This is a genomic window from Roseovarius sp. MS2 (assembly GCF_051447875.1).
In the GTDB taxonomy this organism is placed as follows: domain Bacteria; phylum Pseudomonadota; class Alphaproteobacteria; order Rhodobacterales; family Rhodobacteraceae; genus Roseovarius; species Roseovarius mucosus_A.
Window position 1 is genome coordinate 53,438 of record NZ_JBKHVF010000001.1, and the last position, 14,643, is coordinate 68,080.

Here is a 14,643-nt window from a genome sequence, read left to right on the forward strand (position 1 = left end):
TCTCGCGCGCAGGGCGCGCGGATTACGTATTCGCGTCGATTGATAACGGATCAACCACGGATGCAAGACCGCACAGCTCAATTGCTTCTCGTGCTGTCCGTACTGCAAAATCCGCGCCAGTCCGCTTTTCAACTTCTCTCGGCTTGTCCACCAACCGCCCTCCGATAACGATGGGCGGACAGCTGTCCAAATTAGAACGTAGGTAATCTATCAATTCCGTCAATTGTTCAAGCGTTTTCAGACTTCCCGCCGTGATACCGGCCATGGCGAACCTGCCAGACCCAAGCAGATGTTTCAGCTCCTCAACCTCCAGCCCGATGGCCATGTGGACCCAAATACCATGTCGGCGGAACTGATCCGCCGCGACAAAAGCGCCAATCGAGTGATCCTCAAAGGTTGGCACAATCATCAACACCGACTGACCAAGCGGAATACTGCGATCCATCCAGCCGCCCAGATCGGCCGCGTCCCGCGACCGGAACAGCGCCTGAAGCCGGGCCGCCCCAACAGTCACATCGACAAAGCTTGCCTTGTCCTGCACCCACATCTCTCCAAGAAAGCGCGCGGCGTCGGGAACATAAGTCTGATAGATCTCATTTGAGGAAATCCCGTTGGCCACCATCGAGGCGATGACCCGCTGATGCGCCGCTTCGGATTCGTCCGTAAGCGCGGCGCACAGCCGTGCAATCCACTCACCGCGGCTCTTGGGAATATCTCCGCCCTGCTTGTCGAGCGCCACCTTTCGCAAGGCGGATTCGACAAGAAACCGTATTCCTGATGCTTGCGGACCAGACCCGCTGTCGTCGGGTTCCCTCATGCGTTGCCCTCCCAGGCGACCCTACTATCCCGCGATCCTCTGCGTTTCACTATACTGCGAATCGCGCACGGGACAAAAGGGCGGCGCGTTTTCTGCTCCGTATACCTAGTGTGCGGGCGCAGAGGTCAAATGTCAAATTATCCTGACAGACCAAGGCAACAAATCTGCCCCGCGCGCGGAATCCATGCGTATCGGGGTAAAATTAGGCAAACCACACGCAGAATGGGCGATCAACCGCCTAAAAAAGCCGCTGAAGCCGCGCCGCAAAGCCGCCGCACGACACGCGTCCAGATTTCATTACAAGTTAACCGCGCCCAAAAGTGTAAATTATAATTGACACATTTAGCCCTCAGGTCGTAGCATCAGGACAGGCCAGAGACACGGGACCGGAGGGGATATGGCGCGGCAGGCGCATCATCAACAAGCGACCGGAGCGCTCTACACCGCCGCAGAGCGCGCGCGCCGCGATGCCACGGTCTGGACGCTTGTGCAGGGCATTCTCGCACCCGTGCAATTTCTTGTCTTTCTCATCTCGCTCGGCCTTGTGCTGCGTTACCTCATCACGGGTGACGGTTTCGCCGCGGCCACCTGGTCAATCGTAATCAAGACCGGCGTTCTTTATCTCATCATGGTCACGGGCGCCGTCTGGGAAAAGGTCGTGTTCGGCCAATACCTCTTTGCGCCTGCGTTCTTCTGGGAAGATGTGTTCAGCTTTGGCGTCATCGCCCTGCACACCGCCTATCTGTGGGCGCTCTGGACCCATGCCCTGACCCCTCACGCGCTGATGGGTCTCGCACTGGCGGCCTATGCGGCTTATGTCATCAACGCCGGACAATTCCTGTGGAAACTGCGCATGGCGCGCCTTCAAGCAGGAGAGGCGGCATGAGCTTTGACACCCCCCCAAGCACTGGCTGTCGCGAAGCCCCTGTTTTGCGTGAACGCGGTCAGCACGAGGTGTTTTGTGGTCTGACCGGCATCATCTGGCTGCATCGCAAAATGCAGGATGCCTTTTTTCTGGTGGTCGGCTCGCGCACCTGCGCGCATCTGCTGCAATCCGCCGCCGGCGTGATGATCTTTGCCGAGCCACGTTTCGGCACTGCCATTCTGGAAGAAACCGATCTTGCCGGTCTCGCCGATGCTCAGGTCGAACTTGAGCGCGAGGTTGGCCGCCTCATCGCGCGGCGTCCTGACATTCGCCAACTTTTCCTCGTCGGCTCTTGCCCCTCCGAGGTGATCAAGCTGGATCTCGCCCGCGCCGCCGAAAAGCTGAGCGTGCAGCACGCCCCACATGTGCGCGTGCTCAACTATTCCGGCTCAGGCATCGAGACCACCTTTACCCAAGGCGAGGATGCCTGTCTGGCCTCCATGGTGCCTTCCCTGCCCGAAACCGACGCACGCCAGTTGATGCTGGTGGGGGCCCTGCCCGATGTGGTCGAGGATCAGGCCCGTGATCTGCTGGCCCAGATGGGCATCACCGATGTGGCAATCCTGCCCGCGCGCCGGGCGGATGATCCGCTCAGCGTGGGATCAAACACTGTTTTTGCCCTGTTGCAACCGTTCCTTGGCGATACGCTGGCCGCATTAGAGCGGCGCGGCGCGCGGCACCTGCCCGCCCCTTTCCCCTTTGGCGCTGAGGGCACGACCGGCTGGTTGCGCGCCGTGGCCAATGAGTTTGGCGTCGATGACGCCACATTCGAGCGTGTCACCGCCGCCCCCCGCGCCCGCGCAACCCGCGCCGTGGCCCAGGCCGCCGAGAGCCTGAGCGGCAAGTCGATTTTCTTCTTTCCCGACAGCCAGCTGGAAATTCCACTGGCCCGGTTCCTGACCCGCGAATGCGGCATGCGCGCCATCGAAGTGGGCACGCCCTTCCTGCACAAGAACATCCTCGGCCCCGATCTCGATCTGCTCGAGGCAGGCCCGCAACTGACCGAAGGGCAGGATGTGGAACGGCAACTTGACCGCTGCCGCGCGGCACAGCCCGATCTGACCGTCTGCGGTCTGGGCCTTGCCAACCCGCTCGAGGCCGAGGGGCTTGCCACCAAATGGGCCATCGAACTGGTCTTTACCCCGGTGCATTTCTACGAACAGGCGGGCGATCTGGCGGGGCTCTTCTCACGCCCGATGCGCCGCCGTGCGGCCCTAAAACTGGGGGCGGCATCATGAAGCTCACCCTCTGGACCTATGAAGGCCCGCCGCATGTCGGCGCGATGCGTGTCGCCACCGCGATGAAGGGGCTGCATTACGTGCTCCACGCACCGCAGGGCGATACCTATGCCGACCTGCTTTTTACCATGATCGAGCGGCGCAATCACCGCCCCCCCGTGACCTACACCACCTTTCAGGCGCGCGACCTTGGGGCCGATACCGCCAATCTCTTCAAGACCGCCTGTCAGGCAGCCTATGACCGGTTCAAGCCCGAGGCGATGATTGTCGGCGCGTCCTGCACCGCAGAATTGATTCAGGACGACCCCGGCGGCATGGCCGAGATGATGGGCCTGCCCGTCCCGGTCATCGCGCTGGAACTGCCCAGCTATCAGCGCAAGGAAAACTTCGGCGCAGATGAAACCTTTTTCCAGATCACCCGCGCCTTGGCCAAGCCGGTCGAGAAAACCGCGCAGGTCAGCTGCAATCTGATCGGCCCGACCGCCCTTGGATTTCGGCACCGGGATGACATCACCGAACTGACCGGCATGCTGGCCGATATGGGCATTTCGGTGAATGTTTGCGCGCCCTATGGGGCCACGCCGTCTGACATCACCCGGCTGGGGGCCGCGCATTTCAACGTGCTGATGTACCCAGAGACGGGCGAGAGCGCCTGCCGCTGGATGGAGCGGGAACTGGGCCTGCCCTTTACCAAAACCGTTCCCATCGGCGTTGGCGCCACCCGCGATTTCATTCGCGAAGTCAGCGTCTTGGCCAATGTTCCTCAGGCAATGGATGAAGAGCGTTTGCGCCTGCCTTGGTATTCGGCCAGCGTCGACAGCACCTATCTTACGGGCAAGCGCGTGTTCATCTTTGGCGATGGCACCCATGCCGCCGCCGCCGCCCGCATCGCCCGCGACGAAATGGGGTTCGAGGTGGTGGGCCTTGGCTGCTACAACCGCGAAATGGCGCGGCCCATTCGCGCGCTGGCCAAAGAATACGGTCTGACCGCGCTGATCACGGACGACTATCTTGAGGTTGAGGCCGCGATCGAGGCCGCCGCGCCCGAGATGATCCTCGGCACCCAGATGGAGCGGATGATCGGCAAGCGGCTGGGCATTCCCTGCGCCGTGATCTCGGCCCCCGTCCATGTTCAGGATTTCCCGGCGCGCTATTCCCCCCAGATGGGGATCGAAGGCGCAAATGTGATCTTTGATACTTGGGTGCATCCGCTGGTGATGGGGCTGGAAGAGCATCTTTTGCATATGTTCCGCGACGATTTCGAATTCCACGATGCCGCCGGTGCCAGCCACCATGGCGGACAGCACACAGCCAAAGCCCCGGCAGAGACCCCGACCCCGACAGACACACCTGCCAAAACATCCGACGTGGTGGTCTGGCTGGCCGACGCCGAACGCGAACTCAAGAAGATCCCCTTCTTCGTGCGCGGCAAGGCCCGGCGCAACACCGAGATTTTCGCCTCGCAAAAGGGGCTGAACGAAATCGGCATCGACACGCTTTACGAGGCAAAGGCCCATTATGCGCGATGACGTGATCCCCCCGGCCGCAACGGCCCCCTACCGCGTCGTGATCCTGACGCTGGATGCCCATGCGGCGGGTGCCTGCGCCCGCGTGGCAGAGCGGATGGCGGCCGAATTCCCCGGTCTCACGCTCAAGGTGCATGCCGCTGCCGAATGGGGCGAAAACCCCACAGCACTCGAGGCAGCCCGTGCCGATATCGCGCGCGGCGACCTGATCCTCATCAGCCTGCTGTTTCTCGAAGATCACATCCGGGCAATCCTCCCCGACCTTCAGGCGCGGCGCGATCACTGTGACGCGATGATCGGCATCATTGCCGATGCCCAGATCGTGAAACTGACCCGCATGGGCACGCTCGATATGGCCGCCCCCGAAACCGGCGCACGCAAGCTGATCAAGCGGCTGCGCGGCACGGACAAGCCGTCGGCAGAATCGGGCGAGAAAAAGATGAAGATGCTGCGGCGCTTGCCGCGCATCCTGAAATACATCCCCGGCAAGGCGCAGGACCTGCGCGCGTGGTTTCTGGTCATGCAATATTGGCTGGGAACATCAGACGACAATATCGAAGCGATGCTGCGGTTCCTGATGTCGCGCTATGGCCACGAGGCCCGCTTTCGCGCGCTGCGCGCCCCGGCCCCGCAGGATTATCCCGAAGTGGGCCTTTACCATCCCGACCTGCCCGAGCGCATCACGACCGACCTCGCCCGCCTGCCCGCACCGCAAGAAACCACCGGCACTGTCGGCCTCTTGGTTATGCGCAGCTATGTTCTGTCGGGCGATCACGCCCATTATGACGCCGTGATCCGCGCGTTCGAGGCGCGCGGCCTCAAGGTGATCCCGGCCTTTGCTTCGGGTCTCGATGGCCGCCCGGCGGTCGAGCGGTTCTTCGAGGGGCGTGTCGACACGCTTGTCTCTCTGACCGGGTTCAGCCTTGTGGGCGGCCCCGCGTATAATGACAGCGCGGCGGCGGTTGATGTGCTCAGCCGCCTTGATGTGCCTTACGTCGCCGCCCATCCGCTCGAATTTCAGACCCTTGCACAATGGGCCGGATCGGCGGGCGGATTGGGCCCGATCGAGACGACGATGCTGGTGGCCCTGCCCGAAATCGACGGTGCCACAAATCCCACTGTCTTTGCCGGGCGCCATGGCGATACGGCCTGCGACGGCTGCGCGCGGCGCTGCACCGGTGATGGGGCCAAGGCGATGGCCCCCTGCCCCGAACGGATCGAGGTTCTGGCGGCGCGGGTCGCGCGGCTGGCGCATCTGCGCCGGCAAGAGGTGGCAACGCGCCGCGTGGGCATCGTGCTCTTTGGGTTTCCGCCCAATGCCGGTGCGGCAGGCACGGCGGCCTATCTCGATGTCTTTCAATCGCTGCACAACATGCTGCACGCCATGACCGCGCGCGGCTATGACCTGACCCCGCCCGCAACCGTCGAAGAGCTGCGCCGTGCCGTATTAGAGGGCAGCGCCCGCCAATATGGACAAGAGGCCAATATCGCGGCCCATGTCAGCGCCGACGATATCGTGGCCGGCACACCCTGGCTGCGCGAGATCGAGGCGCAATGGGGTGCTGCCCCCGGCAAGGTGCAATCGGACGGGCGTGGGGTGTTCATCCTTGGGGCGGAATTCGGCAATGTCTTTGTCGGGCTGCAACCGGCTTTTGGCTATGAGGGCGACCCGATGCGCCTGCTGTTCGAGCATGGCTTTGCCCCGACACATGCTTTCGCGCAATTCTACCTCTGGCTCAAGAACCGCTTTAACGCCGATGTTCTCTTGCATTTTGGCATGCATGGCGCGCTGGAATTCATGCCGGGCAAACAGGCCGGACCGGGCGCTGCCTGCTGGCCGGACCGCCTGATTGGCGACATGCCCAATGTCTACCTCTACCCGTCCAACAACCCGTCCGAGGCGAGCCTTGCCAAGCGCCGCTCCGGGGCCGTGACCGTCACACATCTGACCCCGCCGCTGGCGACCTCTGGCCTTTACAAGGGTCTTGCGGAACTCAAGGACAGCCTCAAGCGCTGGCGTGAAATGGCGGGCGATGCGCCCGAGCGCGAGGAATTGCGCGCCCTCATCGCCGAACAAGCCGTCACCGTCGACATGGGCGGGCGCGAGCCCGACACGCTCTGGCTCAAACTGCTTGAAACCGAAGACGCGTTGATCCCCGAAGGCCTGCACGTGCTGGGCCGCCCCATGAGCGCCGAAGCGCGCGCCGGGTATCTTGCGATCATGGACGGCACTGATGCCGAAACACGGGCGCGGGTCGATGCGCTCTTGCAGCAGGAAACCGAAATTGCGGCGCTCTTGCGGGCGCTTGGCGGGCACTTTACCCCGCCCGTCCCCGGCGGCGACTTGATCCGCTCGGCAGATATCCTGCCCACGGGCCGCAATATCCACGCCTTCGATCCCTTCCGCATGCCGACCGAATTCGCCTGCCGCGATGGCGCGCGCCAAGCGGCACGTCTGCTGGAAACGCACAAGAGCCTGCCACGCTCCATCGCGCTGGTGCTCTGGGGATCAGACAATATCAAGGCCGATGGCGCGCCCATGGCCCAAGCCTTGGCGCTGATGGGGGCCAAGCCGCGGTTTGATTCCTTTGGCCGCCTCTCGGGCGCAGACCTCATCCCGCTTGACGTGCTGGGCCGCCCGCGCATCGACGTGATGATGACGCTCTCCGGCATTTTCCGCGATCTGCTGCCGCTTCAGGTGCGGATGCTGGCCGAGGCGGCGCTGGTGGCGGCCGGGGCCGATGAACCCGACGAGATGAACTATATCCGCGCCCATGCCCGCGCACAGATGGCCAAGACCGGCTGCGATCTGGAAACGGCGGCGCTGCGTGTCTTCTCGAATGCCGAAGGCGCCTATGGCTCCAATGTCAATCAACTGGTCGATAGCTCTGCCTTTGACGACGAAGACGAGCTGGCCGATGCCTATCAGGCGCGCAAAGGCTTTGCGTATGGCATCAACGGCAAGGCACAGGCGCAAGGCGCGCTGTTGCAAGCGGCGCTGGAACGGGTCGAAGTGGCCTATCAAAACCTAGAGTCGGTCGAACTGGGTGTCACCACGGTCGACCATTACTTTGACACGCTGGGTGGGATTTCCCGCGCCGTGCGCCGCGCGCGCGGCGGCAAAGAGGCGGCGATCTATATCTCTGATACCACACGCGGCACCGGCACCGTACGCACGCTCGCCGATCAGGTCGCACTGGAAACCCGCGCCCGCTCGCTCAACCCGAAATTCCACGAGGGCCTTTTGCGCCACGGGGCCGAGGGTGTGCGCCAGATCGAGGCGCATGTCACCAATACGATGGGCTGGTCCGCCACCACCGGACAGGTAGAGCCGTGGATCTATCAGCGGATTTCCGAAACCTTTGTTCTGGATGAGGCGATGCGCAAGCGGTTGAGCGATCTCAACCCGGTGGCCTCCTCGCGGATGGCGAACCGCCTGCTTGAGGCACATGACCGCGCCTATTGGCAGACCGACGCCGCAACCCTCGCCGCGCTGCAATCAGCCGCCGCAGCGATGGAAGACCGGATGGAAGGGGTGGCCGCAGAATGACGACTGTTTGTGACTATGACCAGTGTCAGAGTGGGGGCCTGCCCCCACACCCCCGGAGTATTTCGGGGCCGATGAAACACAACATCACGGCGCAAGCCGATTGGAGGACCATATGAGCCCGCGCGACGACATTCCCAACTTGAGGGGACAGGACGGCGAGGGATCGGTGCAAGTGCATCAGGACGCCGATATGAAAATCGAAGGCGCCAAGGTCTTTTCGGTCTATGGCAAAGGCGGGATCGGCAAATCGACCACCTCGTCCAACCTTTCGGCGGCCTTTGCCGCCATGGGCAAACGGGTGTTGCAAATTGGCTGTGACCCCAAGCATGACAGCACCTTTACCCTGACAGGCCAGTTGCAGCCCACGGTGATCGACATTCTCAAGAGTGTGGATTTCCACGCCGAAGAATTGCGCCCCGAGGATTTCGTGACTGTGGGCTGGGGCGGCGTGAAATGCGTCGAGGCTGGCGGCCCGCCTGCGGGCACCGGCTGTGGTGGCTATGTGGTCGGCCAGACGGTCAAACTTCTGAAGCAGCATCACATGCTCGATGATGCCGATGTGGTGATCTTTGACGTGCTGGGGGATGTGGTCTGCGGTGGCTTTGCCGCCCCGCTGCAACATGCCGACCGGGCGCTGATCGTCACCGCCAATGATTTCGACAGCATCTATGCGATGAACCGGATCATCGCGGCCGTGCAGGCCAAATCCGCCAATTACAAGGTGCGGCTGGCGGGCTGCGTCGCCAACAGATCCAAGGACACCGACGAGGTGGATCGCTATTGCGACGTGGTGGGCTTTAACCGGATTGCCCATATGCCCGATATCGACGCCATCCGCCGCTCGCGCCTCAAGAAAAAGACACTGTTCGAGATGGAGCTGGATGAAGAGGTGCAGATGGTGCGCGATATCTACACCGGGCTCGCACAACATCTTTGGAATGGCACCGATCCGCTGGCCCCCGCGCCGATGGAAGACCGGGACATCTTTGAATTGCTAGGGTTCGATTGATGCGAGACTTCAGCGCACCTCCGGCCCTTGGGACCCCACAAGATGACTGGGCGCAGACGCGCGACCGGGTCGAAACCTATTTCGACCGTACCGCGACCCAGGTCTGGGAGCGGCTGACGAGTGATGCGCCGGTGTCAAAGATCCGCCAGACCGTCCGCGTGGGCCGTGACCGGATGCGCGCGCAGATGCTGGCGCGCCTGCCGCAAGACATGCGCGGGCTGCGCGTGCTCGATGCGGGCTGTGGTGCCGGACAAATGACAGCAGAGCTGGCCGCGCGCGGGGCCGAGGTGATGGCGGTGGATATTTCCCCCGCCCTCATCGACGTGGCGCGGCGGCGCTTGCCAGAGGCGCTCGCCCCGCTGGTCAGCTTTCACGCAGGCGATATGCTCGATCCTGCCCTTGGCCGGTTTGATCACGTCATGGCGATGGACAGCCTGATTTATTACACCGAATCCGACCTCGCGCGCGCGCTTGATGCGCTGGCCGCGCGCACCACCGCAACGGTGGTCTTTACCGTAGCGCCGCGCACGCCGCTTTTGATGGCGATGTGGCGCATGGGCAAACTTTTCCCGCGCGCCGACCGCTCGCCCAGCATGGTGCCCCATTCCGCCAAACGGCTACAACGGGCGCTGCGCTATGCCGGCAGCACCGCCACCCTGCGTCCGCTGACCCGCGTGACCTCAGGCTTTTACATCTCTCAGGCGATGGAGGTTCACAGATGAGCACGCGCCGCCCCTCCCCCTGATGGCGTTGACCACGCGCTGGCTGCCCTTTGCCGATGCGGCAAGCGAGGGTCTGCCACTTGGGCAACTGTTGCGCCTGTCGCTCTTTCAGGTGTCGGTGGGGATGGCGACGGTGCTTCTGTTGGGCACCCTCAACCGGGTGATGATCGTGGAACTCTCCGTGCCGGCCCTTGTGGTTGCGGCGATGATCGCCCTGCCGGTGCTGATCGCGCCGTTCCGGGCCCTGATGGGATTCCGGTCAGACACACACCGCTCCGCCTTGGGGTGGAAGCGTATCCCCTATCTCTGGTTCGGCTCGCTCTGGCAGATGGGCGGCCTTGCCGTCATGCCCTTCGCGCTTTTGGTTCTGTCGGGCCAACAAGAGGTGGGGCCGACATGGGCAGGCGAGGTGCTGGCGGCGCTGGCCTTCCTGATGACCGGCCTTGGCCTGCATATGACCCAGACCGCCGGTCTGGCCTTGGCCAGCGACCGCGCAACCGATGAAACGCGGCCCCGCGTCGTGGCGCTGCTCTACGTCATGTTCCTGTTGGGCATGGCGATTTCGGCCATTGTGATCGGCTGGCTCTTGCGGGATTTCGCACCTTTCACACTGGTGCGCGTGGTGCAGGGGGCGGCCTTGGCAGGCATCCTGCTCAACCTTGTGGCACTCTGGAAACAGGAAAAACTCAATCCCATGAGCCGGGAAGAGCGCGAGGCCCCGCGCCCCGAATTCCGCGCCGCTTGGGCGGATCTTATGGCGGGGGGCACAGCGGGGCGGCTGCTGGCGGTCGTATTCCTTGGCACCATGGCCTTTAACATGCAGGACGTGCTGCTCGAACCCTATGGCGGCGAAGTTCTGGGGCTGTCGGTCTCCTCCACCACGATGCTCACCTCGGTCTGGGCGATTGGCGCACTCTTGGGCTTTGGTCTTGCGGGCCGCGCGCTCTTGCGGGGGGCAAATGCCTACCGGATGGCGGGTACGGGCCTTTTGGTCGGGATCGTCGCGTTTTCAACCGTGATCTTTGCGGCGCCGATGCAGGCGCCTGCCCTGTTTTTCGCCGGGGCTGGCCTGATTGGTCTTGGCGGCGGGCTTTTCGCAGTCTCGACGCTTACGGCGGCCATGGCGCTGGCCGCAGGCGGCGTTGCCGGGCATGGCCTGGCGCTTGGGGCCTGGGGGGCCGCACAGGCCACCGCGGCGGGTCTCTCGATTGCCATCGGCGGCGGCGTGCGCGACGTGGTCAATCATCTCGCCCTTTCTGGTCAGATGGGCGAGGCGCTCAGCACGCCCGCCACTGGCTATTCCGTCGTCTATCACGGGGAAATTGCCCTTTTGTTCATTACCCTTGCCGTCCTTGGCCCGCTGGTGCGGTTCAAACAGGCCGGCAGCACAACTCACTCCGGGGGCGGCCGCATCGGGCTGGCCGATTTCCCCACATGACCTGCGATCGCTCGAAAGGAGTCTGATATGACCGAGCCGTTCTTTGGAAATTTTGATCTCGCAAGCCTCTCACTCTGGCTGTTTTACGGATTCTTTGCCCTGCTGATTTTCTACATTCAGCGCGAAAACATGCGCGAGGGCTATCCGCTCGAGGATGACGATGGCAAGCTGTCGGCCAATCAGGGCCTGTTTCCGCTGCCAAGCGACAAGACCTTCAAGCTGCCGCATGGCCGGGGTGAATTGACAGTACCCTCGGGCCAAAACCCCGAGCGTACCGATCTGGCGCTGGAAAAGACCGCGGCTGGCAATGGCTTCCCCTTTGCGCCCACCGGCAATCCGATGGTTGATGGGGTTGGTCCCGCCTCTTGGGCACCGCGCCGCGATGTGCCGGAACTGGACGGCCACGGCCATCCCAAAATCGTGCCGATGGCCGCAACCGAGCATTTCGTGGTGGCCGCAGGGCGTGATCCGCGTGGCCTGCCGGTGATGGCCGGTGATGGCGAAATCGTCGGCAAGATCAGCGACATGTGGATCGACGAGCCCGAGCAACTGGTCCGTTACCTGGAAATCGAGCTGGCCGCACCGCATGGCGAGGGCAAGCGTCTGGTGCCGATCACCTTTGCCCGGATCAAGTCGGACCGCGTCAACGTCCGCTCGATCTTTGGCCCGCATTTCGCAGGCGTTCCGCAACATGCCTCACCGCGACAGGTCACCCTGCTCGAGGAAGACAAGATCAGCGGCTATTACGGCGGCGGCACACTCTATGCCAGCACCGCGCGGCAAGAGCCACTGCTGGGATAAGAAGGAGCCAAGACCATGAGCCACGACGATTTTGCCGTTGAACCCGTAAGGGGCCTGCCCGAAACCCCGCCCGAGGGCGAGCGTATCCTCTGGCAGGGAGCGCCCGATTGGTGGCGGTTGAGCGTCGAGGCGCTCAGCCTGCCATGGGTGGCAGGCTATTTCGTCGTGCTCGCGGTCTGGCGGTTCATCACCATGATGGACCAGATGCCACTTGTCACAGCCATCGCGGCCGCCCTGCCGCTGGTGATCATGGGGATCGTGGTCTGCCTTATGCTGATGCTGGTCGGCTATATTCAGGCCCGCGCCACGGTCTACACGATCACCAACCGCCGCGTGGCCATGCGCATCGGCGCGGCGCTCACAGTCACGCTCAACCTGCCCTATACGCAGGTCGGGCGCGCCGATCTCAAACTGACCAAAGGCGGAACCGGCACCATCGTGCTCGACCTCATGGGCGACACGCGCCTCAGCTACCTCGTGTGCTGGCCGCATGTGCGCCCTTGGGTCATGCGCCGCACCCAACCTGCGCTGCGCTGCATCCCAGAGGCGGCCAAGGTCGCGCATCTTCTGGCCGAGGCGGCAGAGACCCGCGTTGCCACACCCAAAATCGCCCGCAGCGCCCCGCAGCACGCCCTCGCGGCAGAATGAACAGGAGCGGATAAGATGACCGATACAAGCGCCCCCCGTTACAAGGCCCCAGCAGATCGCGAACTTGTGCCGCGCGTGATGATCCGCGCGATGCTGGGTCTGGTGCTGGCGGTGCTGGCGCTGGTCACTTATGCGCGCCTCACCGATGCTCCGCTGGTCGCCACCCCGCCGGACAGCGAAATCGTGCTGGAGCGCCATGTGTTCCTCAGCGGCGATATGAGCGGTGCCGCCAAGGTTCTCGATGCCAATGGCGCACTGATCGCCACGCTCTCGCCCGAAGAGGGCGGCTTTATCGCCGGCGTATCGCGCGTTCTCGACCGCGAGCGCGCCAAGCATGGCGTGCCCCTCACCGGCCCTGTCACCATCATCGCCCGCAAGGATGGCCGCCTCTCGGTCTACGACCCCTCGACCGGATGGGGTGCCGATCTGATGGGCTTTGGCCAGACCAATTCGATGGCTTTCACCAAACTTTTGACCCGCTAGGAAAGGATCACCACAATGGGACTTCTGACACGCGAAGTTGAACGCGCCCCCTGCACGGTCGAAATCAGCCACTGTTTCGATAGCTTGCACGCGCATGTGCGTTTCAACAACGGCACCACCGTCTATCCCGGCGACAGCGTCAAGGTGCATGGCCCCGAAATCATGGCCCCCTACGGCATGGTCGTGAGTGAGGATCGCGAGGCCACCATCATCCGCGCCAGCGCCCTCGAACGTCTCTGGACCCGCTGGACCGGCGATTTCGAAGTGATGGAACTCTGTGAATTCTCCTTTTCCGACGAGGTGACGCTATGAATATCGCCGTCAAACATTCCGCCGACGCCACCACCGTCGAAGAGGGCCTGGCCATTCAAGAGGCGAATGCCAAGTTCGACAGCAAGGCCGCCACAGAACTGGCAATGCAGAACACCCTGCTCACACCGCGCTTTTACACCACCGATTTCGATGAGCTTGACGCGGTCGACGTCTCTTCGGTGCGCGAAGACTGGGACAAACTGATTGATCAGATGGAGGCCGACCCCAACAAGGGCCACTTCAAGAAAAACGAAGATTGGGACCATGTCGATTGGGACGGGATGGAGCCGAAGCTCAAGAAAGAATTCATCGACTTTCTGGTCTCAAGCTGCACCGCCGAATTCTCGGGCTGCGTGCTCTACAAAGAGATGAAGCGGCGCGGCAACAACAAGGACATCACCCAGCTCTTTCAACTCATGGCGCGCGACGAGGCCCGGCATGCCGGCTTCATCAACGACGCGCTGCGCGAAGCGGGCGTGGCGGTGAACCTCGGGTTCCTGACCCAGCAAAAGAAATACACCTATTTCCGGCCCAAGTTCATCTATTACGCCACCTATCTGAGCGAAAAGATCGGCTATGCCCGCTATATCACGATCTTTCGCCATCTCGAGGCGCATCCCGAACACCGCTTTCATCCGATTTTCAAATGGTTTCAGGAATGGTGCAACGACGAGTTCAGCCATGGCGAGGCCTTTGCGCTTCTGATGAAGACCGACCCCAAACTGACCTCCGGCAAGAATGTGCTGTGGATCAAGTTCTTCCTGACGGCGGTCTATGCGACCATGTATGTGCGCGACCATCAGCGGCCCGCGTTTCATAACGCGCTTGGCGTTGATCCCGATTGGTATGCGCATGAGGTCTTCACCAAGACATCCGACATCAGCAAACAGATCTTCCCGATCACCCTCGATATCGAGCATCCGCGCTGGCAAACCGGGTTGGTGAAGCTGCAAAAGGCGAATGCCGATCTGGCAGTGGCCCGCACGCAGGGCGGCCTGAGCGGGCGCTTGCGGTCGCTGGGCGCACAGATGCGCGCGGCGGCGGCCTTTGTCGGGCTCTACACCATTCCGGCGAAAAAGCACGCCTTGCCCGCTTCGACCCGGATGGAACCGGCCTATTGACCCAAGTGGGGGGCCAGCCCCCCATGCCCCCGAGGTATTTAAAGCCAGATGAA

General features: G+C 62.8%; 13 protein-coding genes. 12 read left to right on the forward strand and 1 reads right to left on the reverse strand.

Annotated elements, in window-relative coordinates; all coding sequences use genetic code 11:
- Positions 1 to 22 precede the first annotated feature (22 nt).
- Entirely contained in the window at positions 23 to 817 is a 795-nt protein-coding gene (locus ACLGGT_RS00365; RefSeq protein ID WP_232279176.1) for a cobalamin B12-binding domain-containing protein, read from the reverse strand.
- Positions 818 to 1,214: 397 nt separating this feature from the next.
- Between ACLGGT_RS00365 and bchF the strand changes: the two genes are divergently transcribed.
- The 12 genes from bchF to acsF all read left to right on the forward strand — a co-directional run bounded on the left by bchF (position 1,215) and on the right by acsF (position 14,590).
- The gene (gene bchF, locus ACLGGT_RS00370; protein WP_008280366.1) at positions 1,215 to 1,703 is read left to right on the forward strand and encodes a 2-vinyl bacteriochlorophyllide hydratase; all 489 of its coding nucleotides are present in this window, start codon (positions 1,215 to 1,217) and stop codon (positions 1,701 to 1,703) included.
- On the forward strand, positions 1,700 to 2,980 hold the full coding sequence (locus ACLGGT_RS00375; RefSeq protein ID WP_437194800.1) for a ferredoxin:protochlorophyllide reductase (ATP-dependent) subunit N: 1,281 nt from the start codon (positions 1,700 to 1,702) through the stop codon (positions 2,978 to 2,980). Before bchF ends, ACLGGT_RS00375 begins: the two co-directional genes overlap by 4 nt.
- A complete protein-coding gene (gene bchB / locus ACLGGT_RS00380) occupies positions 2,977 to 4,509 on the forward strand; it encodes a ferredoxin:protochlorophyllide reductase (ATP-dependent) subunit B (RefSeq protein WP_437194801.1) in 1,533 nt (510 codons plus the stop codon). The genes ACLGGT_RS00375 and bchB overlap by 4 nt, the downstream gene beginning before the upstream one ends.
- Entirely contained in the window at positions 4,499 to 8,056 is a 3,558-nt protein-coding gene (locus tag ACLGGT_RS00385; RefSeq protein ID WP_437194802.1) for a magnesium chelatase subunit H, read from the forward strand. Before bchB ends, ACLGGT_RS00385 begins: the two co-directional genes overlap by 11 nt.
- A 112-nt stretch (positions 8,057 to 8,168) precedes the next feature.
- Positions 8,169 to 9,065, forward strand: coding sequence for a ferredoxin:protochlorophyllide reductase (ATP-dependent) iron-sulfur ATP-binding protein (gene bchL, locus ACLGGT_RS00390; RefSeq protein WP_037297426.1), 897 nt, complete (start codon positions 8,169 to 8,171; stop codon positions 9,063 to 9,065).
- Positions 9,065 to 9,787 (forward strand): magnesium protoporphyrin IX methyltransferase, encoded by a 723-nt coding sequence (bchM, locus tag ACLGGT_RS00395; protein ID WP_151979528.1) that lies wholly within the window; start codon positions 9,065 to 9,067, stop codon positions 9,785 to 9,787. Before bchL ends, bchM begins: the two co-directional genes overlap by 1 nt.
- Positions 9,788 to 9,809: 22 nt before the next feature.
- Positions 9,810 to 11,225, forward strand: coding sequence for an MFS transporter (locus ACLGGT_RS00400; RefSeq protein ID WP_081506580.1), 1,416 nt, complete (start codon positions 9,810 to 9,812; stop codon positions 11,223 to 11,225).
- Positions 11,226 to 11,252: 27 nt separating this feature from the next.
- On the forward strand, positions 11,253 to 12,026 hold the full coding sequence (gene puhA, locus ACLGGT_RS00405) for a photosynthetic reaction center subunit H (RefSeq protein ID WP_008280373.1): 774 nt from the start codon (positions 11,253 to 11,255) through the stop codon (positions 12,024 to 12,026).
- A gap of 15 nt (positions 12,027 to 12,041) precedes the next feature.
- The gene (puhB, locus tag ACLGGT_RS00410) at positions 12,042 to 12,674 is read left to right on the forward strand and encodes a photosynthetic complex putative assembly protein PuhB (RefSeq protein ID WP_008280374.1); all 633 of its coding nucleotides are present in this window, start codon (positions 12,042 to 12,044) and stop codon (positions 12,672 to 12,674) included.
- Between the two features lie 15 nt (positions 12,675 to 12,689).
- Positions 12,690 to 13,157: a photosynthetic complex assembly protein PuhC gene (puhC, locus tag ACLGGT_RS00415; protein WP_008280375.1), complete on the forward strand. Its 468-nt coding sequence runs from the start codon at positions 12,690 to 12,692 to the stop codon at positions 13,155 to 13,157.
- Positions 13,158 to 13,172: 15 nt separating this feature from the next.
- The gene (locus tag ACLGGT_RS00420; RefSeq protein WP_008280376.1) at positions 13,173 to 13,469 is read left to right on the forward strand and encodes a hypothetical protein; all 297 of its coding nucleotides are present in this window, start codon (positions 13,173 to 13,175) and stop codon (positions 13,467 to 13,469) included.
- Positions 13,466 to 14,590, forward strand: coding sequence for a magnesium-protoporphyrin IX monomethyl ester (oxidative) cyclase (acsF, locus tag ACLGGT_RS00425; RefSeq protein ID WP_008280377.1), 1,125 nt, complete (start codon positions 13,466 to 13,468; stop codon positions 14,588 to 14,590). Before ACLGGT_RS00420 ends, acsF begins: the two co-directional genes overlap by 4 nt.
- The last annotated feature ends 53 nt before the right edge of the window (positions 14,591 to 14,643 follow it).

What these genes read in the sequence shown, in the direction of transcription:
- ACLGGT_RS00365 (WP_232279176.1), bottom strand. Translation starts at nt 817, where the DNA reads ATGAGGGAACCCGACGACAGCGGGTCTGGTCCGCAAGCATCAGGAATA.
- bchF (WP_008280366.1), top strand. Translation starts at nt 1,215, where the DNA reads ATGGCGCGGCAGGCGCATCATCAACAAGCGACCGGAGCGCTCTACACC.
- ACLGGT_RS00375 (WP_437194800.1), top strand. Translation starts at nt 1,700, where the DNA reads ATGAGCTTTGACACCCCCCCAAGCACTGGCTGTCGCGAAGCCCCTGTT.
- bchB (WP_437194801.1), top strand. Translation starts at nt 2,977, where the DNA reads ATGAAGCTCACCCTCTGGACCTATGAAGGCCCGCCGCATGTCGGCGCG.
- ACLGGT_RS00385 (WP_437194802.1), top strand. Translation starts at nt 4,499, where the DNA reads ATGCGCGATGACGTGATCCCCCCGGCCGCAACGGCCCCCTACCGCGTC.
- bchL (WP_037297426.1), top strand. Translation starts at nt 8,169, where the DNA reads ATGAGCCCGCGCGACGACATTCCCAACTTGAGGGGACAGGACGGCGAG.
- bchM (WP_151979528.1), top strand. Translation starts at nt 9,065, where the DNA reads ATGCGAGACTTCAGCGCACCTCCGGCCCTTGGGACCCCACAAGATGAC.
- ACLGGT_RS00400 (WP_081506580.1), top strand. Translation starts at nt 9,810, where the DNA reads ATGGCGTTGACCACGCGCTGGCTGCCCTTTGCCGATGCGGCAAGCGAG.
- puhA (WP_008280373.1), top strand. Translation starts at nt 11,253, where the DNA reads ATGACCGAGCCGTTCTTTGGAAATTTTGATCTCGCAAGCCTCTCACTC.
- puhB (WP_008280374.1), top strand. Translation starts at nt 12,042, where the DNA reads ATGAGCCACGACGATTTTGCCGTTGAACCCGTAAGGGGCCTGCCCGAA.
- puhC (WP_008280375.1), top strand. Translation starts at nt 12,690, where the DNA reads ATGACCGATACAAGCGCCCCCCGTTACAAGGCCCCAGCAGATCGCGAA.
- ACLGGT_RS00420 (WP_008280376.1), top strand. Translation starts at nt 13,173, where the DNA reads ATGGGACTTCTGACACGCGAAGTTGAACGCGCCCCCTGCACGGTCGAA.
- acsF (WP_008280377.1), top strand. Translation starts at nt 13,466, where the DNA reads ATGAATATCGCCGTCAAACATTCCGCCGACGCCACCACCGTCGAAGAG.